The organism is Mesorhizobium sp. WSM3862 (assembly GCF_002294985.1).
GTDB lineage: Bacteria > Pseudomonadota > Alphaproteobacteria > Rhizobiales > Rhizobiaceae > Mesorhizobium.
This window is the reverse complement of sequence record NZ_NSGE01000005.1, coordinates 527,253-544,543: the sequence shown is the minus strand read 5'-3', so window position 1 is coordinate 544,543 and position 17,291 is coordinate 527,253. Positions and strand designations below refer to the sequence as shown.

The following is a 17,291-nucleotide window of genomic DNA, read 5'->3' as shown; positions in this document are numbered from 1 at the left end:
CCAGGCATCGACACACGGGGAAGAGGCATGCGTTCAGGCGCTTCAGCACCGCTCGCGCTGACCGATACGGGGCACGGCATCCAGGCGTTCGCGCGGCGGCAGGTTGGGCGCCTGGTCGGTGCCGGGATGTTCGTGTTCACCGCTTTCGGCGTCGCCAGCCTCGCTACCTGGAACGTCGCCGATCCGAGCTTCTCGCACGCCACCAACAATCTCGTCACCAACGCCATGGGCTATGCGGGCGCGGTGTTTTCCGACCTTGCCATGCAGTTCTTCGGCCTTGCCGCCGTCGCCGGACTGGTGCCGGCGGTGATCTGGGGTTTTCTGCTCTTCTCCGCCCACGGCGTCGACAGGCTGGGCAAGCGCGGGCTTGCCTGGTTCGGCTTCGCGCTGCTTGCCGCGGCGATCGTCGGCTGCGTGACGCCGCCCAACACCTGGCCGCTGCCGACCGGTCTCGGCGGCGTGTTCGGCGATATGGTGCTGAAGATCCCGGGCATCGCCGTCGGCGGCTATCCGAAGGGCCTTTTCGCCACCGTCATCGCCATTGTGCTTGCCACGCCGGCGCTCTGGCTGTTCGCCTATGGCTCAGCGCTGATCGCGCGCAAGAACGGCTTTGCCGTCATGGAGCGCGCCGCCGAGCCGGAACCGCGCGAGCAGGACGATCTGCTCTTCGATGAGGATGAAGACGAGGGCGACGAAGGCATTCTTGCGCTCGGCGCCATCACCCATTGGTGGCTGTCGTTCCGTGCATGGATGCATCGGCGTGCCGCGCGCCGCAGGCAGGAGCGTGACGAGTTCGAGCCTCAGATTGAGCCGCGGGCCAGCGCCTGGCGCCGCGCCGCCGAACGGGTCGAATCGGCCGAGTACGCCGAATCCAGGATGAGCCCCGGCGGCCGCGCCCGTGTCGAGCCGGAATTCTTCGCCGCAATGGTCAACGACCGCAGCGCTTCGGTCGATCCGGTGGACGACGATGACTTCGACGACGAAGAGGCCGATCTCGACGACTTCGACGACGAAGAGCCGGTCCAGCGCCGCGCCAATGTGCGCAACTTCCGCTCGGACGCGGCGACGCGCGTGGAGGCGCCTGCGCCGCGCCCGGTGCAAGGCGCACGCGTTCAGCGCGAGGCGCAGACCTCGCTCATCGGCTCCGGCACGTTCGAGATGCCGTCGCTGCATTTCCTGTCCGAACCGAAGAACGTGGCGAAAGACCCAAGCCTGTCGAAGGACGCGCTGGAGCAGAACGCAAGGCTGCTCGAAGGCGTGCTCGAGGATTTCGGCGTCAAGGGCGAGATCATCCATGTCCGCCCGGGTCCGGTCGTCACCCTCTATGAGCTGGAACCTGCGCCCGGTATCAAATCCTCGCGCGTCATCGGCCTTTCCGACGACATCGCCCGCTCGATGAGCGCGATCGCCTGCCGCGTCGCCGTCGTGCCCGGCCGCAACGCCATCGGCATCGAACTGCCGAATGCCAAGCGCGAGACGGTCTATCTGCGCGAGATCATGGCGAGCCGCGACTTCGAAACCACCAAGGCGAAGCTCGCCTTGGCGCTCGGCAAGACCATCAACGGCGAGGCGGTCATCGTCGACATCGCCAAGATGCCGCATGTGCTGGTCGCCGGCACCACCGGCTCAGGCAAGTCGGTCGCCATCAACACCATGATCCTGTCGCTGCTCTACCGGCTCACCCCGCAGGAATGCCGGCTGATCATGATCGATCCGAAGATGCTCGAGCTCTCGGTCTATGACGGCATCCCGCATCTGCTCACGCCCGTCGTCACCGATCCGAAGAAGGCCGTGGTGGCGCTGAAATGGACGGTGCGCGAGATGGAGGACCGCTACCGCAAGATGTCCAAGGTCGGCGTGCGCAACATCGACGGCTTCAATGCACGCGTCAGCCAGGCCGAGAAGAAGGGCGAGAAAATCTCGCGCACCGTGCAGACCGGCTTCGACCGCCAGACCGGCGAGGCGATCTACGAGACGGAGGATCTCGACCTCGAGCCGATGCCCTATATCGTCGTCATCATCGACGAAATGGCCGACCTGATGATGGTGGCCGGCAAGGACATCGAAGGCGCGGTGCAGCGCCTGGCGCAGATGGCGCGCGCCGCCGGCATCCACGTCATCATGGCGACGCAGCGCCCGTCGGTCGACGTCATAACCGGCACCATCAAAGCCAATTTCCCCACCCGCATCTCCTTCCAGGTGACGTCGAAGATCGACAGCCGCACGATCCTGGGCGAGCAGGGCGCCGAGCAGCTGCTCGGCATGGGCGACATGCTCTACATGGCGGGCGGCGGCCGCATCCAGCGTGTCCACGGTCCCTTCGTCTCGGACGACGAGGTCGAACGCATCGTCGGCCATCTCAAACTGCAGGGCGTGCCGGAGTATCTCGACGCCATCACCGAGGATGACGAGGAAGACGACGAGGACGGCGCCTCGGGCCGGGGCGGTTCCGGCGGCGGCGGGGGCGGCAATTTCGAGGATTCCGATGATCCCTACGATCAGGCGGTGGCCGTGGTGCTGCGCGACGGCAAGGCCTCGACCAGCTACATCCAGCGCCGGCTGGGCATCGGCTACAACCGCGCGGCGTCAATCATCGAAAAGATGGAGAAGGAAGGCATCGTCGGCCCGGCCAACCACGCCGGCAAACGCGAGATTCTCGTTCCCACCGAGGACGATAAGTTCTAGCCCGGCGACGTCCACGGGAGGCGGCCGGCAACTTTGAACCCTCTGGCGCGTTGATGCGACCAAGCGGCGTGCGACCCGCCAAACTTAGGCCCAACTGGCGGTCCAGAGACTGCGACCAAGGCAAATCACAGGAAGTGACCGGCATGAAGACCCAGACAGATTTCGCTCCGACCCGCCGACAGCTGCTCGGCCTTGGCCTGGTGCTTGCGGGCGCCGCCGCCATCAATGTCGTGCCGGGCTTCCAACTTCTGGCCTTGGCTCAGGCCGCGGTTCCGCCGGCGGCGCAAAAGATCGCCGACCATTTTTCCTCGGTCAAATCGATGAGCGGCGAATTCGTGCAGTTCGGCCCGAAGGGCGAGCAGACCGGCGGCAAGTTCTTCCTCGAACGTCCCGGCAAAATCCGTTTCAACTATGACGGATCGTCGAATTTCCGGGTGATCTCGGACGGCAAGTCGGTCGTCATCCTCAACAAGAAGCTGAACACCTCCGACCTCTATCCGCTGTCGAAGACGCCCTTGAAGCTTTTGCTCGACGACCGGATCGATCTCTCGGGCGGGCGCGTGAAGGCCGTCAAGGAAGAAGACGACCTCACCACCATCCAACTCTCCGACAAGTCGGTGTTCGGCAACGCCAAGATCACCATGATGTTCGATCCGAAGACCTATGAACTGCGCCAGTGGACGATCACCGACGCGCAGGGCAAGGACACGACGGTGATGATCTTCAACGTCAAGGAAGGCGTCTCCATTCCGGACGGCACCTTCGCCATCGACTATACGGCGAACCGCGAGCTCAATACCAAGACAAGATAACTTCCTTCGTCTTAGTGCTCTTGCGAGCGTCGGCGCCGCCCCTCATCTGGCTGCCGCCATCGTCTCCCCGTGAAACGGGGAGCAGGGACGCCGTCATCGACGGTTTCTCCAATCTCCAGCGTTGCAGAATGAGTGCCAAGGCTGCGGCCGGCTTCTTTCTCGCCGTTTACGGGGAGAAATGCCCAGCAGGCAATGAGGGGTGGCGCCAGCCTCGGCGATTGTCGCCGGCTTGTTTTTATGGCTGGCGGCTGGCAGTAGTTCGGCGACCTCTTGCCGGACCCGCCGCATGCCCTTTTCCATCGCCACCTGGAACATCAACTCGGTGCGCCTGCGCATGCCGATCGTCGAGCGGCTGCTCAAGGAGCACGCGCCGGACGTGCTCTGTCTGCAGGAAACCAAGGTTCCGGACGAGCTGTTTCCGGAAAAGGCTTTCCGCAAGGCGGGATACGAGCACATCCTGTTCCACGGCCAGAAAGGCTATCACGGCGTGGCGACGGTGGCGCGCCGGCCGATCGCGCTGGTCGAGAAGCGGCGTTTCTGCGAGATCGACGACAGCCGGCATCTCTCGGTCAGGGTCCAGGCCGGCGGCAGGTCGATTCTGCTGCACAATTTCTACGTTCCGGCCGGCGGCGATGAGCCCGACCCGGACATCAACCGGAAATTCCGCCACAAGCTCGATTTCGTCTATGAGATGAACAGCGTGCCGGCGAGCGAGCACGATGCCTCGATCCTGGTGGGCGACCTCAACATCGCGCCGCAGGAGCATGACGTGTGGTCGCACAAGCAATTGCTCAACGTCGTCAGCCACACGCCGGTCGAGACCGAAAACTTCGAGGCGATGCGGCGGGCCGGCGGCTGGGTTGACCTGATGCGGCTCAACGTGCCGGCCGAGCAAAAGCTCTACACCTGGTGGAGCTACCGCGCGAAGGACTGGCAAGCATCGGACCGCGGCCGGCGGCTCGACCATATCTGGTCGTCCGCCAATCTGGTGCCGAGCTTTGCCGGTTGCGAGATTGTCAAGGCGGCGCGCGGCTGGGAGAAGCCGTCGGACCATGTGCCGGTCATCGCGAAGTTTGAATTGGATTGAGCGCTATCAATCGGCAGAGGCGCTGCGGCGCGTCTATTCCGTAAACCGTGGCGCGAGCTCCTCGATGCGGGCGATCATCTCTTGGAATTCCTCCAGGATGCGCTCGTGCAGCTGCACCGCCAGCTCCGGATACTCCTCCAAGATGCGGCGGAACATCTTGCGGCTCAAGCGGATCACTTCCGAATCGATCGCGGCCGAGGCGCTGGTCAGCCGGTTGGTGTCGGCGATAAGGGCCAGTTCGCTGAGCATGGCGCCGGGGCCTGCCGTGCCGATCGGGACGCGTTCGCCGCTGCCCTGCTCGCGATAGAGGACTATCCGCCCGCTGACGACGATATAGGCCGAGTCGGCCACGTCATCCTCGCGGTAGAGCTTGTGGTCGGCCTGCAGAAAGGTCGTCTCGGCGCCGAAGGCCAGCAGGCGCAACTGTTCCTGCGTGAAGCCCTGAAAAAGCTTCACGGCGGACAGGATGCGGATGTCGTCATCCAGCGCCATGCTAGCTGTGTCCCCGAGCGGTCAGTCCAGTCCCTCCTTTGGAGCGCCGCCTCCTTGCGGGAGCGCGCACTCCAACTTCAATCACGCGTCGTGCGATGCGTGCAGCGAGCCGATCCATCACCCTCCAGCATCAGGATCGTACCCGAGGCAGTCCCGCCCGACCGCCTATCTGTTTGGTTCGACGCAATTCCGATCGGAAAACCGCTTTCACACTTTTCCTGGAATTGCTCTAGATCATGAAATGTTTAAGGAACCAGCTTGTAGCCGCCGCTTTCTGTCACAAGAATTTCGGCATTGGAAGGATCGCGCTCAATCTTCTGGCGCAGCCGGTAGACATGGGTTTCCAGCGTGTGGGTGGTGACGCCGGAATTGTAACCCCACACTTCTTCCAAGAGCACGTCGCGCGTTACCACCTTCTGGTCGGCGCGATAGAGATATTTGATGATCGAGGCTTCCTTTTCGGTCAGCCGCACCTTGGCGCCGCGCGGATCGATCAAAAGCTTCTGGCTGGGCTTGAAGGTGTAGGGGCCGACCGAGAAGGTGGCGTCCTCGCTCTGCTCGTGCTGGCGCAACTGCGCACGGATGCGCGCCAACAGCACCGCGAAGCGGAAAGGCTTGGTGACGTAATCGTTGGCGCCGGCCTCGAGCCCCAGAATGGTGTCGGAATCGGTGTCGTGGCCGGTCAGCATGATGATCGGGGCCTTATAGCCGCCCTTGCGCAGGATCTTCACCGCCTCGCGACCGTCCATGTCTGGCAGGCCGACGTCCATGATGAGCAGATCGACAAGGCCGCCGCGCGCCGTGGCGACGCCTTTTGCGGCGGTGGCTTCCTGCTGGACGTCGAATTCCTCGTAAAGCGCCAGTTGCTCGACGAGGGTGGCTCGCAGGTCGTCGTCGTCGTCAACGATTAGAATGGTGCGTGATGTCATGATCAATCCGTTGTTTTAAAAAGAATATTCAGTTGACCTCCCCCCATTTATGCGGAAGCTCACCGGCGCAACAGTCGTTCACAGTGATTTGTTCCGTGAGACAATCATACAAGAAAAAACGCGCGCGCAATGCGGCAGGTGAATTTTTGCCCAAAGGCCTGCATGCCCTGGTTGTGCGTGCAAAGCCCGGCAACCCTGCGCAGGGCTTGCTGCAAGCCGGCCAAACGGTGTTTCCCTGCGCCCTCGGGCGCGGCGGCATTTCCGCCAGCAAGCGCGAGGGCGACGGCGCGACGCCGCTGGCTGCGATGCGGATATTGTCAGGCTATTTCCGCAACGACCAGTTTCCCGTGGGCCGCCGGACGGGGTTGGCGATGGTACCGATCGGCCCGGATCTTGGCTGGTGCGAGGTGCCGGACGACCGCAACTACAACCGACCGGTGAAGATCCCTTACGGCGCCAGCCATGAACGGATGCGGCGCGCCGACCGGCTCTACGATGTGTGCCTGGTGCTGGACTGGAACATCGTGCCGCGCCGGCGCGGACGCGGCAGCGCGATCTTCTTCCATCTGGCGCGTCCCGGCTTCACGCCGACGCAAGGCTGCGTCGCGGTGACGGCGCGCACCATGGCGAGGCTGCTGCCGCTGCTGTCGGACCGGACGGTGGTGAAGGTGGTGAGGTAGGGGAGTAGGGGAGTAGGGGAGTAGGAGAGTAGGATATGTCACGGAGGACGCACGTCCACCGAAGCGAGATTTCCTGCCTACTCCCCTATTCCCTCAGTGCCGCTTAGGCTGCTGCCAGCCGGTATCCAGCAATCCGATCCGGCCAAGCTCCCGGTTCATCGCCTTTGCGACGTCCCTGCGCTCGACGCCGATGTCGCGCAGCTGACGGTCGGAGAGATCCTCGACGGATTCGTCGGGAAGCCGAGCGGCGACCCCGGCCTGGCGCAGCCACTCGAATGCCGAACGCAGCCAAAGCGTGATGCCGGAGTCGGATTTCTGGACGGCGTGAGACTTCAGGACGATCTCGGTCATGGCTCTATCCCGTGTTCTCCGGATATCAAATCCGGTTTGATGGTTTATCGATGCGGCCATCTTGCCGGATTGAGAAACAAACGGGAAACGAGTAGTTCTTGTCTGATCATCAAGTTTTTTTTGAGATTGAGATGGCCCGCTTGCTGCCCGGAACGCGTGCGTTGAGGACGTTCGAGGCAGCGGCGAGGCACCTCAATTTCACCCGTGCCGCGGACGAGCTTGGCCTGACGCCGGCGGCGGTCAGCCACCAGATCAAGGAAATAGAGGATCAGCTCGACCTCGTGCTGTTCACGCGCACCAGCCGCACCATGCGGCTAACCGAAGCGGGGAACGTTCTGTTCGAAGCCTCGGTCGATGCGCTCGACCTGCTTGGCCGCGCCGTTACCCGCGCGCGCAAGATGGCGAGAGGCACGGCGCTGCTGAAAGTGACGCTCGACGCGCAGTTCGCAACCAAGTGGCTGATGCGGCGCGTCGACGGTTTCCGCCGGCAAAAGCCTGGCGTCGAGTTGCGCTTCGACATTACCTATGAAGTCAGGGATTTCGAGCGGGACGATGTCGATATCGGCATTCGTTTCGGTACCGGCAAATATCCCGGGCTCTGCGCTCACCGGCTGTTCGAGAACATCATCATCCCCGTCTGCAGCCCGGCGCTGCTCGCCTCAGGCCCGCCGCTGAAGGAGCCGCGCGATCTCTTCCACCATACGCTGGCGCATATCGAATGGTCCCGGCAGGGCGTCACTTGGCCGAACTGGAGCATGTGGATGCACGCGGCAGGGGTCGAAGATTTCGACGACAGCCGCACCCTTGTCTTCGGGTCCTCGACCGATGCCGCGCAGGCGGCGCTCGACGGCAATGCGGTGGCGCTTGCCGACTTCGCCATGGTGGCCAACGACCTTTCGCAAGGGCGGCTGATCCGGCCCTTCGAACTCGGCATCAAGGTCGCGCCGGAGTTCGCCTATTTCCTGGTTTATCCGGAAGCGATGAAGGACGACGCGCGCATCGTCGCCTTCCGCGAATGGCTTCTCGACGAAGTCACGAAAGACGCAGACGCGGGGTAGCGGCGCTCCGGACCGCTCTCTCTGTTTATTGGGCGCAATTCCGACGGAAACCGTTTCACACTTTTCCTGGAAATGCTCTAGCCTGCCGGCGCGGCCGGCGCGCCGAACCAACCGATCACGGCGCCGATGATGAGCAGCACGCCGAGCCAATGGCCGGCATCGATCAGCGTGAGCTCCCAGCCGAAGCCCTGATAGCGGTGGTTGACCGACAACGTGGTGGCGACGAAGCCAAACCAGAGCACAAAGCCGAAGATCACGCCGGCGAGCGGGTTGGGCTCGCCGCCGGTCATCGCGCCGACCACCAGCGTCATGACCAGCGCCATGACGAGCTCGGCGACGAAGCTGACGATGAACGGAACGGCCGAGCGCTTCATCGTCGCCGGATCGAGCTTTGCCGCCTTCAGCCAGGGCCTGCTCAGGCCCATGTACCAGGCGGCACCGAACAGCCACGCCACGACGGCTGCGGCGATCACCGCCAGCCAGTTCACCGTTGAGAAATCCATAGAATCCCCTCCCGAAAGATGAGCGATGGAATCCCTGTTCGCCGGCTGCGTCAAGCCGAAGCGGCGGAAACCCATCGCCACACGGTCGTGCGCTTGACCTCGGCATCCTCCAGCACGCGCGTCACCGGCACCTGGTAGACGGCGAGCGATTGCAGTCCGGTCTTCGGCAGATAGGCGCGCCCGGGATCGCCGACGAGGATGTCGGCGCCGCGCGCCTTGAGGCTCGTGAACCACGGCGTCAGCCTCTCCGCCAAAGGCTTGTCGTAGAAGACATCGCCGGCCAAGACGACGTCCCAGCCGTCATCCGTGCCGGTGGAGTCCGCATCCACGAAATCGGCCTTCACACCATTGGCTTCGAGGTTGAGGGTGATGACCGTCGCGCAAAAGGGATCGATATCGGCCGCGGTCACTTCAGCCGCGCCGGCTTTCAAGGCAGCGATGGCGACCATGCCGGAGCCGGAAGCGAAGTCGAGCACGCGTTTGCCCTGCACCGTCGCCGGATGGTCGAGCACATAGCGGGCAAGGCCCTGGCCGCCGGCCCAGGCGAAAGCCCAGAAGGGCGGCGGCAGGCCGATCTCGGCCAGCTCCTCCTCGGTGCGCAGCCAGAGGTCGTGCGCCTCGTCAGCCAGGTGCAGCAGCACTTCCGGCACGTGCGGCGGCGCCATCAGCGCCGTATTGTCGAGGATGAATGTCCTTGCGTTTTTGGGAGTGAGTCTGGTCACGGCGCCGGGTCGAGGCCGGCCATGCGGCAGACTTCTTTCCACTCTGCCGGCGTCACCGGCTGCACGGAAAGCCGGCCAAGCCGCACCAGCGCCATGTCGGCCAGCTTCGGATTGGCCTTGACCTGTTCCAGCGTCACCGGCTTCGGCACGTCTTTGCGGGCGCGGATGTCGACGCATTCCCAGCGTGGATCGTCCGTGGTGGAGTCGGGGTGGGCGAGCGCGCAGACCTCGGCGATGCCGACGATGTCGAGGCCTTCATTGGAATGGTAGAAAAAACCGAGATCGCCGATCTGCATGGCCTTCATGTTGTTGCGCGCGGCGTAGTTGCGCACGCCGTCCCACTGCGTGCCGGCCTTGCCCTTCGCCTTCAGCGCCTCGAAGGAAAAGACCGAAGGTTCGGACTTGAACAGCCAGTAGTTCATCTCAGTTGTCCCCTTGATTGTCGGTTCGCCACGATTGAAGCGTTGGCGCTCTTCCTTATCCTTTCCCCGTTCTCGCGGGGAGCGGGAGCGCCAGCGACCGGTCACGCGGCGGCGGGCTTCTGGAAGACCCAATTCCATGGACGGATTTCGACGCTTTCGAACAGGCCAGCCTTGGCATAAGGGTCGGCGGCCGCCAGGGCTTGCGCGCCGGCCATGTCGGGCGCCTCAATCATCACCAGGCTTCCGTCAGGCTTTCCGGCAGCGTCGAGGAAGGGACCTGCGAAGGCAAGTCTTCCTTCCCTGATCAGCCCTTCCAGGAACGCCGCATGCGCCGGCCTTGTGTCGGCGCGCAGCTGCAAGCTGCCGGGCTTGTCCTTGCAAATCAACGCAAACAGCATGTTTCATCTCCGAGGCTTCAGATGTCGGTTTCGGTTTTGAGCGGCCGCGTCATCAGCGCCGTCACAGCCTGGCCGATGGTCACCTTGCCATCGAGGATGGCGGCGACAGCGGCAATGATCGGCGCCTCGATGCCGCGCTCGGCGGCTATGCGGGCGGCAATGCCGGCCGTCGGCACGCCTTCGGCGAGCGGCAGGCCGGTGAGCTCCTTGCCTTGGCCGAGCGCCAGGCCGTAGGCGAAGTTGCGCGACTGCGCCGAGGAACAGGTGAGCAGCAGGTCGCCGAGGCCGGAGAGCCCCATCAGCGTTTCCGGCCTGGCGCCGAACGCGGCGCCGATGCGGCGCAGCTCGACGAAGCCGCGCGTCACCATGGCGGCCTGGGCGCTGGCGCCAAGCCCGGCGCCCGTTACCGCGCCGGCGGCGATGGCGAAGACGTTCTTCAGCGCGCCGCCGATCTCGACGCCGATGAGATCGTCGCTGGAATAGCAGCGCAGATTCTCGGCCGAGAAGCGGGCGGCGAGATCGGCCGCCAGTTCCCCGTCGCGGCCGGCCACCACCACCGCCGTCGGCAAGCCGCGCGCGACATCGCTGGCGAAGCTCGGGCCGGAAAGTGCGGCGACCGGATTGTCGGGCAGGTTTTCCTCGACGATCGAGGACAGCAGCGCGCCGGTGTCGCGCTCGATGCCCTTGGCACAGAGGACGAGCGGCACGCCGGATGGCACATGGCCGGCGGCAGCGGCCAGCACCGCGCGCAGCGATTGCGCGGGCGTTACCGCCAGCACGCAATTCGCACCGTCGAGCGCAGCAGCGATATCGCTGGTGGCGACGATGCCGGGCTCGATCGCGATGCCGGGCAGATAGTGCGGGTTTTCGCCACGGTCGATCGCGGCGACGGTGTCGGGATCGCGGGCATAGAGGCGGACAAAATGGCCGGCGCGCAGCATGGCGAGCGCCAGCGCCGTGCCCCAGGCGCCGCCGCCAAGCACCGCTACGCGCCAGCCGCTGGGCGCCTTGGCCTGTGCGCCGTTCGTGACCGCGTCAGTCATGCCTTTGCCCCGCGACGGCCCGAGCCGACCAAGGGAGCGGAAACACTGTCCAGCGGCCAGCGCGAGCGCGGCACGAAGTCGGCGGCGCTCGCGTCGGCCATCCCGGCGCGCAGCCGCTCGATGCCGGCCCAGGCGATCATCGCGGCATTGTCGGTGCAAAGCTTTTGCGGCGGTGCGACGAATGCGAAGCCGGCCTTGGAACAGCGCGCCTCCAACGTCGCCTTGATCGTGCGGTTGGCGGCGACGCCGCCGGCGACGACCAGCGCCGGCTTTGCCGTGTCGGGAAATTCCTTGCGGAAACGGGCGAGCGCCCGCGCGACACGGTCGCCCAGCGCATCGGCCACCGCCGCCTGGAAGGAGGCGCAGATGTCGGCGACGTCCAGGTCGCCGAGCGGCGCGATCGCCGTTGCTGTCTGGCGCACAGCCGTCTTCAGGCCGGAGAAGGAGAAATCCGGCTGCGCCGAGCCTTTCATCGGACGCGGGAAGGCAAAGCGGCTCGCATCGCCGCCGGCCGCGGCCTTTTCGACATTCGGCCCGCCCGGATAGGGCAGGCCAAGCATCTTGGCCGTCTTGTCGAAGGCTTCGCCCAGCGCATCGTCGATGGTCGTTGCCCAGCGCTGGTAGTCGCCGACGCCGCGCACCGCGACGATCTGAGTGTGGCCGCCGGAGACCAGCAAGAGCAGATAGGGAAAGTCGAGCCCCTCGGTCAGCCGGGCGGTCAGCGCGTGACCTTCGAGGTGGTTGATGGCGATCAGCGGCTTGTTCGCGGCGGCGGCGATCGCCTTGGCGGTCATCAGACCAACGATCAGCCCGCCGACCAGCCCCGGCCCGGCAGTCGCGGCGACGGCGTCGACCTCATCGAGCGATACGGCCGAATCGGTCAGGGCTGCCTCGACGATCCCATCCAGCGCCTCGACATGGGCGCGCGCGGCAATCTCGGGGACGACGCCGCCGAAGGCGGCATGCTCCTCGATCTGGCTCAAGACGACATTGGAGAGGATTTCGGGCGCGGAGTCGCCGTCCAGCGCCACCACGCTGGCCGCCGTCTCATCGCAGCTTGTCTCAATGCCCAGAACGCGGATCAATTCGTCGCTGTCCTCGAAGATTGTGTCTCTGACCTTTCCTATATAGGAGGTCTGTCGATAGTCAGGTGATGCCGGCCTGCAAATGGCGGTTTTCTGCGCTTCCGGCGCTCGCGTACCCAAAAGCACGCTCCGGTTCTCGAAATCCGCCATTTTCGGCTCGGCCTGACCTGAATCTCGGCAAACCTCGAAATCGCCTGGGGGGTTATCACGGACCGCGCGCCATGCAAACAACCTTGAAAATCGGAACACGCGGCAGCCCGCTGGCGCTCGCCCAGGCGCATGAGACGCGGGCGCGGCTCATGCAGGCGCATGGCCTGCCCGAGCAGGCCTTCGAAATTGTGCCGATCTCGACCAGCGGCGACCGCATTCAGGACCGGCCGTTGTCGGAAGCGGGCGGCAAGGGCCTGTTCACCAAGGAGATCGAGGAAGCGCTGCTCGATCGCCGCATCGATATCGCCGTGCATTCCTCGAAGGACATGCCGACGGTGCTGCCCAACGGGCTGGAGCTTTCCGTCTTCCTGCCGCGCGAGGACGCGCGCGACGCCTTCATCGGCAAGACCGCGAAGCGGATCGCCGATCTGCCGCATGGCGCGACGATCGGCTCGTCGTCGCTCCGGCGCCAGGCGCTGCTCCGCCGGATGCGGCCGGACCTCAATGTGGTGATGTTCCGCGGCAATGTGCAGACCAGACTGCGCAAGCTGGATGAGGGGGTGGCCGAAGGCACCATCCTCGCCTATGCCGGGCTGAAGCGGCTCGGGCTCGAGAGCGTGATCACCGATCTGATACCGCTGGATGTCTTTCCGCCGGCGCCGGGGCAGGGCGCGATCGGCATCGAAAGCCGCATCGGCGACGGCGCGGTCGAAAATATGCTGGCGGCTATTCACGACATGCCGACCGGCCAGGCGCTGGCCTGTGAGCGCGCCTTTCTTGCTGCGCTCGACGGCTCCTGCCGCACGCCGATCGCCGGCCATGCGACCGTCTCGGACGAAAACCTGTCTTTCGCCGGGCTGATCATCTCGCCCGACGGCACCGAGTCGCATGAGGTCAGATTGAATGGCCCGGCCCGGGACGCGGCGAATACCGGCGTGGAAGCCGCGCGGGCCGTTCGCGCCGAGGCCGGCGCAAAATTCTTCGACGGCTGGGCCTGATATGGTCCGCGTCCTGGTGACGAGGCCGGAACCGGGCGCCTCCCGCACGGCCCGGCGCCTTGAAGCCCAGGGGTTCCAGCCCGTCCTGCTGCCACTGACAAAAACGGCGGCGCTGCCGGTCGAGGCACGCGTCCTTCCCGCCGCTGCCGCGGTTGCCGTTACCAGCGCCAATGCTGTCCGCTATGCGCCCAAGGAACTGGTCGCCGCGCTTGCCGCCCTGCCTTGCCATGCGGTTGGCAAAAGGACGGCGGAAGCCTGCCGTGCGGCTGGATTTACGTCCGTCTTTGAAGGCCCAGGCGATGCCGAAGCACTGGCCGGCCAGATAACCGCCGAACTTACGGGCAAGGAGATGGTTTATCTTTGTGGCCGGGCGCGCTTTCCGGTGTTCGAAGAACGGCTGGCGGCAGCCCGGGTGCGTGTCCGGCCTGTCGAGACCTACGACACCATCGAATTCGATTATGGCGACGATGCCGTCGTTGCCCGATTGTCGGGCACGCCGGTCGAGGCAGTGCTGCTCTATTCGGCCAAGGCGGCACCCGTGATGATTGGCCTGGCCATGCGCCCAGCACTGCGGCATCTCTTTGAACGGGCGGAGTTTTTGGCCCTTTCCGCGCGAATCGCCAACCCATTGGACGGGGTTGGCGGGCAAAAGGTTCGCATTGCCTCTCAACCCGACGAGGACGCGCTGTTCCAGCTTTTGTCGCTACCGGGCTGAGCCGCGTCATCACACCGCCCCTTTTCACCGCTTGGTGATGTGGTAGAGCATCCTTGAGCTCTAGACCCTTTGAACCATCCTCAAGCCAATTTGCGGAGCCCAAGCATGGTCAAGACGCCTAAGGTGCGACATTCGAAGAGCCGCCGCGAGCCGGTGACCATCGAACTCGAACCCGGCGCCGTCTCGCGAATCACCGACGAGGATGCCGCCAATACCGATACCAACACGGAACGAACCGACGAGGCGAAGGCAGAGGAAGGGGCTGCTGCTTCGCAGCCGGAAGCTCCCGAAGAGCCGATCCATGCCGAACAGGCCGACATCGAGCCGTGGGAACACACCGACGCGGCGCAGGGCGGAGCTGACCAGGCTGGAACCAACAAGGATGGGGCGGAAGCATCCTATCCGGGCACTGATGAGGCTCCGAAGAGCGAACCAAAAAGCTTCGGCTACAGTTTCGAGGATGCGTCGGCAGCCAAGACCAGTTCTGCCGCCTCGACGGCGAAGCCGAGCAAAACCCGAAGCGACAATCGCGACTTCCCGGCCGCCAGGCGCTCAGGCGTCAACATGATTGCCGCCGGCGTGATCGGCGGCGTTGTCGCGCTTGCCGGCGCCGGCCTTCTGCAAGCGGTAGGGCTGCTCGGCTCTCCGACTTCGGTCGGCGGGCCCTCGCCCGACGGCGTCACCGGCGAGATCGCCTCGCTGAGAAGCCAAATCGCGGCACTTAAGGAGACGGCCGATACCGGCGCTTCGGCCAAGGTCGACGGCCTGTCCTCGGCGCTCGACCAGGTGAAGTCGGACGTCGCGGCGCTGAAATCCTCGGCCGGACAGGGCGACGACGGCGCCGCGCTCAAGGCGCTCACCGATAAGGTCGGCCAGGTCGAGACGTCGGTCGCCGACCTGCAGAAGGCCGGAAATGCTGCACCGGTCGATCTCGCCCCGCTCAACGAGAAGCTCGCCGGGCTCGACGCGCTTGTGAAATCGGCGGGCGACGCGGCGAAGGCGGCGGACAGCCGGATCGCGGCGCTGGAACAGTCGGTGCAGCAGCTCTCCGGCAAGGTCGAGGCGCAGGCCTCGCAGCCGAAGATCGCGTTGGCGATCGCCGCTTCGGCGCTGAAGGCGGCGCTCGATCGCGGCGCGCCGTTCGCGACCGAGCTCGACACGTTCGCCGCGATTGCGCCCAACGCGCCGGAGCTTGGCGTTCTGCGCGGCTATGCGGAAAAAGGCGTGCCCACGCGAGCCACCATCGCTTCCGAGGCCGAAGCCGCCGCCAACGCCATGATCGAAGCGGCAACGCCGGTCGACCAGAATGCCGGCTTCTTCCAAAGCCTCGTGTCGAGCGCGAAATCGCTGGTGCAGGTGCGGCCGGTCGGCGCCGTCGAAGGCAAGGGCGTGCCGGAAACCATCGCGCGCATTGAAGTGGCAGTCAACCAGGGCGATTATGCCAAGGCTCTCGCCGAATACGATACCCTGCCCGATGCGTCGAAGGCGGCCGGCGCCGACTTCGCCGGCAAACTGAAGGCGCGGCTCGAGGTCGAAAAGCAGATCGAAGCGCTGATTGGCGGCGCGACCAAGGCATGAGGACCGTCAAATGATCCGCATCCTCGCCTTCCTCGCCGTCGTCTTCGCGCTGGGGCTCGGCTTTGCCTGGCTGGCCGACCGTCCGGGCGAGATGATCGTCACCTTCAACGGTTACCAGTACCAGGTCACGCTAATGGTGGCGGCGGTGGCGATCGTCGCCGTGGTCGCAGCGGTGATGATCGTCTGGTGGCTGATCAAGTCGCTGTGGAACAGCCCCTATGCGATCTCGCGCTATTTCCGGGTGCGCCGCCGCGACCGCGGCTACCAGGCGCTGTCGACGGGGATGATCGCGGCCGGCGCCGGCGACGGCGCGCTGGCGCGTAAGAAGACCAAGGAGGCGGCCAAGTTGATCAGTTCCGACCAGGAGCCGCTGATCAACCTGCTCGATGCGCAGGCCTCGCTGCTCGAAGGCGACCATGACGGCGCGCGAGAAAAGTTCGAGCGCATGCTCGATGATCCGGAGATGCGGCTGCTTGGCCTGCGCGGGCTCTATCTCGAAGCCGAGCGACTGGGCGACCACAACGCCGCGCGCCACTATGCCGGTCGCGCCGCAGCTGTGGCACCGCAGCTTGCCTGGGCGGCGGAATCGACGCTTGAAGAGCTGACGGAGCGCGGCGACTGGGACGGCGCGTTGAAGCTGGTCGAGGCCCAGAAATCGACAAGGCAAATCGAACGCGATGCCGCCAACCGCCGCCGCGCCGTGCTGCTCACCGCCAAGGCGCAGGCGCTGGTCGACAGCGACCCGAACGCTGCCCGGACCGCGGCGCTCGAAGCCAACAAGCTGGCGCCCGATTTCGCGCCAGCCGCGGTGATCGCGGCCAACCTGCTGATCAAGCACAACGACGTGCGCAAGGGTTCCAAGATCCTGGAGACCGCTTGGCGGGCCGAACCGCATCCGGATATTGCCGAGCTCTACATCCATGCGAGGCCGGGCGATGCCGTGCTCGATCGCCTCAACCGGGCGAAAAAGCTGCAGGAATTGAAGAAGAACCATGCCGAATCGTCGATGGCCGTGGCACGCGCCGCGCTCGACGCGCAGGATTTCGCCACCGCCAGGCGCGAGGCGGAATCCGCAATCCGCATGGATCGCCGCGAAGGCGCCTATCTGTTGCTGGCCGACATCGAGGAGGCCGAAAGCGGCGACCAGGGCAAGGTGCGGCAGCTGCTGTCCAAGGCTGTGCGCGCGCCGCGCGATCCGGCCTGGGTGGCGGACGGTGTCGTCTCGGAGCGCTGGGCGCCGGTATCGCCGATCACCGGCAAGCTCGACGCGTTCACTTGGCGCGCGCCGATGGAGCGGCTCGGGCAACTAATCGACAGCGCGGTTGAGGAGGCGGTTCCCGCGATCGCTGCATCGGCGCCCGCTTTGCCGGCTGACGAGAGAGCGATCGACCTTGAGCCCGATAGTTCGGCCGAGAAGGCGGCCGCCGAGGCGCCGAACGGCATCGAGAGGGAAACCGCGGTCGCCGCCGCCGATGACACGGTGGTCGAGCAGGCGCCGGAGTTGCCGCGCTTGCCGGATGATCCCGGCGTGACGCCGGAAGACGAGGCGGAAAAATCGCCGCGCCGGTTTCGTTTGTTTTGAG

18 protein-coding genes are annotated in these 17,291 nt (G+C 65.2%); 9 read left to right on the top strand and 9 right to left on the bottom strand.

The features are described 5' to 3' along the window. Nucleotides 1-27 precede the first annotated feature (27 nt). The 3 genes from CK224_RS18390 (at nucleotide 28) to xth (ending at nucleotide 4,584) form a co-directional block, all read left to right on the top strand. Complete coding sequence (locus tag CK224_RS18390) at nucleotides 28-2,685, top strand: DNA translocase FtsK (RefSeq protein ID WP_095782694.1); 2,658 nt, start codon at nucleotides 28-30, stop codon at nucleotides 2,683-2,685. A 143-nt stretch (nucleotides 2,686-2,828) separates the two neighbouring features. Further along, nucleotides 2,829-3,497, top strand: a complete 669-nt coding sequence (locus tag CK224_RS18385; RefSeq protein WP_066998340.1) for an outer membrane lipoprotein carrier protein LolA — start codon at nucleotides 2,829-2,831, stop codon at nucleotides 3,495-3,497. A gap of 286 nt (nucleotides 3,498-3,783) precedes the next feature. After that, nucleotides 3,784-4,584, top strand: coding sequence for an exodeoxyribonuclease III (gene xth, locus CK224_RS18380; RefSeq protein WP_095782693.1), 801 nt, complete (start codon nucleotides 3,784-3,786; stop codon nucleotides 4,582-4,584). A 33-nt stretch (nucleotides 4,585-4,617) separates the two neighbouring features. Here xth and CK224_RS18375 read toward each other — a convergent pair whose 3' ends face one another. Beyond that, nucleotides 4,618-5,076 (bottom strand): cyclic nucleotide-binding domain-containing protein, encoded by a 459-nt coding sequence (locus CK224_RS18375; protein ID WP_095782692.1) that lies wholly within the window; start codon nucleotides 5,074-5,076, stop codon nucleotides 4,618-4,620. Nucleotides 5,077-5,321: 245 nt separating this feature from the next. Further along, nucleotides 5,322-6,005 carry a response regulator transcription factor gene (locus CK224_RS18370; protein WP_066998380.1) on the bottom strand — a complete coding sequence of 228 codons (684 nt, stop codon included), beginning with the start codon at nucleotides 6,003-6,005 and terminating at the stop codon, nucleotides 5,322-5,324. Nucleotides 6,006-6,151: 146 nt separating this feature from the next. Here CK224_RS18370 and CK224_RS18365 point away from each other — a divergent pair, with 146 nt between their 5' ends. Next, on the top strand, nucleotides 6,152-6,685 hold the full coding sequence (locus CK224_RS18365) for a L,D-transpeptidase (RefSeq protein WP_245425983.1): 534 nt from the start codon (nucleotides 6,152-6,154) through the stop codon (nucleotides 6,683-6,685). 93 nt (nucleotides 6,686-6,778) lie between these two features. Here the strand turns inward: CK224_RS18365 and CK224_RS18360 are convergent, their stop codons facing one another. Further along, entirely contained in the window at nucleotides 6,779-7,036 is a 258-nt protein-coding gene (locus CK224_RS18360) for a DUF1127 domain-containing protein (RefSeq protein WP_066998328.1), read from the bottom strand. 131 nt (nucleotides 7,037-7,167) lie between these two features. Between CK224_RS18360 and gcvA the strand changes: the two genes are divergently transcribed. Further along, entirely contained in the window at nucleotides 7,168-8,094 is a 927-nt protein-coding gene (gcvA, locus tag CK224_RS18355; RefSeq protein WP_095782690.1) for a transcriptional regulator GcvA, read from the top strand. 77 nt (nucleotides 8,095-8,171) lie between these two features. Here gcvA and CK224_RS18350 read toward each other — a convergent pair whose 3' ends face one another. The 6 genes from CK224_RS18350 to tsaD form a co-directional block, all read right to left on the bottom strand. Then, nucleotides 8,172-8,597, bottom strand: coding sequence for a DUF1761 domain-containing protein (locus CK224_RS18350; RefSeq protein ID WP_066998322.1), 426 nt, complete (start codon nucleotides 8,595-8,597; stop codon nucleotides 8,172-8,174). 50 nt (nucleotides 8,598-8,647) lie between these two features. After that, the gene (locus CK224_RS18345) at nucleotides 8,648-9,319 is read right to left on the bottom strand and encodes a methyltransferase (protein WP_095782689.1); all 672 of its coding nucleotides are present in this window, start codon (nucleotides 9,317-9,319) and stop codon (nucleotides 8,648-8,650) included. After that, a complete protein-coding gene (locus tag CK224_RS18340; protein ID WP_066998318.1) occupies nucleotides 9,316-9,741 on the bottom strand; it encodes an EVE domain-containing protein in 426 nt (141 codons plus the stop codon). The genes CK224_RS18345 and CK224_RS18340 overlap by 4 nt, the downstream gene beginning before the upstream one ends. A 101-nt stretch (nucleotides 9,742-9,842) precedes the next feature. After that, nucleotides 9,843-10,139, bottom strand: coding sequence for a YciI-like protein (locus CK224_RS18335; RefSeq protein ID WP_095782688.1), 297 nt, complete (start codon nucleotides 10,137-10,139; stop codon nucleotides 9,843-9,845). A gap of 17 nt (nucleotides 10,140-10,156) precedes the next feature. After that, a complete protein-coding gene (locus tag CK224_RS18330; protein WP_095782687.1) occupies nucleotides 10,157-11,182 on the bottom strand; it encodes an NAD(P)H-dependent glycerol-3-phosphate dehydrogenase in 1,026 nt (341 codons plus the stop codon). After that, complete coding sequence (gene tsaD / locus CK224_RS18325; protein WP_176477957.1) at nucleotides 11,179-12,264, bottom strand: tRNA (adenosine(37)-N6)-threonylcarbamoyltransferase complex transferase subunit TsaD; 1,086 nt, start codon at nucleotides 12,262-12,264, stop codon at nucleotides 11,179-11,181. The genes CK224_RS18330 and tsaD overlap by 4 nt, the downstream gene beginning before the upstream one ends. 224 nt (nucleotides 12,265-12,488) lie before the next feature. On the opposite strand from tsaD, the gene hemC reads away from it, so the two are divergent. From hemC to CK224_RS18305, 4 genes are all read left to right on the top strand, one after another. Next, entirely contained in the window at nucleotides 12,489-13,415 is a 927-nt protein-coding gene (hemC, locus tag CK224_RS18320) for a hydroxymethylbilane synthase (RefSeq protein WP_095782686.1), read from the top strand. A gap of 1 nt (nucleotide 13,416) precedes the next feature. Next, complete coding sequence (locus CK224_RS18315) at nucleotides 13,417-14,130, top strand: uroporphyrinogen-III synthase (protein ID WP_095782685.1); 714 nt, start codon at nucleotides 13,417-13,419, stop codon at nucleotides 14,128-14,130. Nucleotides 14,131-14,235: 105 nt separating this feature from the next. Then, the gene (locus CK224_RS18310) at nucleotides 14,236-15,708 is read left to right on the top strand and encodes a mitofilin family membrane protein (protein ID WP_095782684.1); all 1,473 of its coding nucleotides are present in this window, start codon (nucleotides 14,236-14,238) and stop codon (nucleotides 15,706-15,708) included. Between the two features lie 10 nt (nucleotides 15,709-15,718). Then, nucleotides 15,719-17,290, top strand: coding sequence for a heme biosynthesis protein HemY (locus tag CK224_RS18305; RefSeq protein WP_095782683.1), 1,572 nt, complete (start codon nucleotides 15,719-15,721; stop codon nucleotides 17,288-17,290). Nucleotide 17,291: the final 1 nt, after the last annotated feature.

Bases quoted from the DNA above. Each gene is read 5' to 3' on its own strand.
- CK224_RS18390 (WP_095782694.1), top strand. From the start codon at position 28: ATGCGTTCAGGCGCTTCAGCACCGCTCGCGCTGACCGATACGGGGCAC.
- CK224_RS18385 (WP_066998340.1), top strand. From the start codon at position 2,829: ATGAAGACCCAGACAGATTTCGCTCCGACCCGCCGACAGCTGCTCGGC.
- xth (WP_095782693.1), top strand. From the start codon at position 3,784: ATGCCCTTTTCCATCGCCACCTGGAACATCAACTCGGTGCGCCTGCGC.
- CK224_RS18375 (WP_095782692.1), bottom strand. From the start codon at position 5,076: ATGGCGCTGGATGACGACATCCGCATCCTGTCCGCCGTGAAGCTTTTT.
- CK224_RS18370 (WP_066998380.1), bottom strand. From the start codon at position 6,005: ATGACATCACGCACCATTCTAATCGTTGACGACGACGACGACCTGCGA.
- CK224_RS18360 (WP_066998328.1), bottom strand. From the start codon at position 7,036: ATGACCGAGATCGTCCTGAAGTCTCACGCCGTCCAGAAATCCGACTCC.
- gcvA (WP_095782690.1), top strand. From the start codon at position 7,168: ATGGCCCGCTTGCTGCCCGGAACGCGTGCGTTGAGGACGTTCGAGGCA.
- CK224_RS18350 (WP_066998322.1), bottom strand. From the start codon at position 8,597: ATGGATTTCTCAACGGTGAACTGGCTGGCGGTGATCGCCGCAGCCGTC.
- CK224_RS18340 (WP_066998318.1), bottom strand. From the start codon at position 9,741: ATGAACTACTGGCTGTTCAAGTCCGAACCTTCGGTCTTTTCCTTCGAG.
- CK224_RS18335 (WP_095782688.1), bottom strand. From the start codon at position 10,139: ATGCTGTTTGCGTTGATTTGCAAGGACAAGCCCGGCAGCTTGCAGCTG.
- CK224_RS18330 (WP_095782687.1), bottom strand. From the start codon at position 11,182: ATGACTGACGCGGTCACGAACGGCGCACAGGCCAAGGCGCCCAGCGGC.
- hemC (WP_095782686.1), top strand. From the start codon at position 12,489: ATGCAAACAACCTTGAAAATCGGAACACGCGGCAGCCCGCTGGCGCTC.
- CK224_RS18315 (WP_095782685.1), top strand. From the start codon at position 13,417: ATGGTCCGCGTCCTGGTGACGAGGCCGGAACCGGGCGCCTCCCGCACG.
- CK224_RS18310 (WP_095782684.1), top strand. From the start codon at position 14,236: ATGGTCAAGACGCCTAAGGTGCGACATTCGAAGAGCCGCCGCGAGCCG.
- CK224_RS18305 (WP_095782683.1), top strand. From the start codon at position 15,719: ATGATCCGCATCCTCGCCTTCCTCGCCGTCGTCTTCGCGCTGGGGCTC.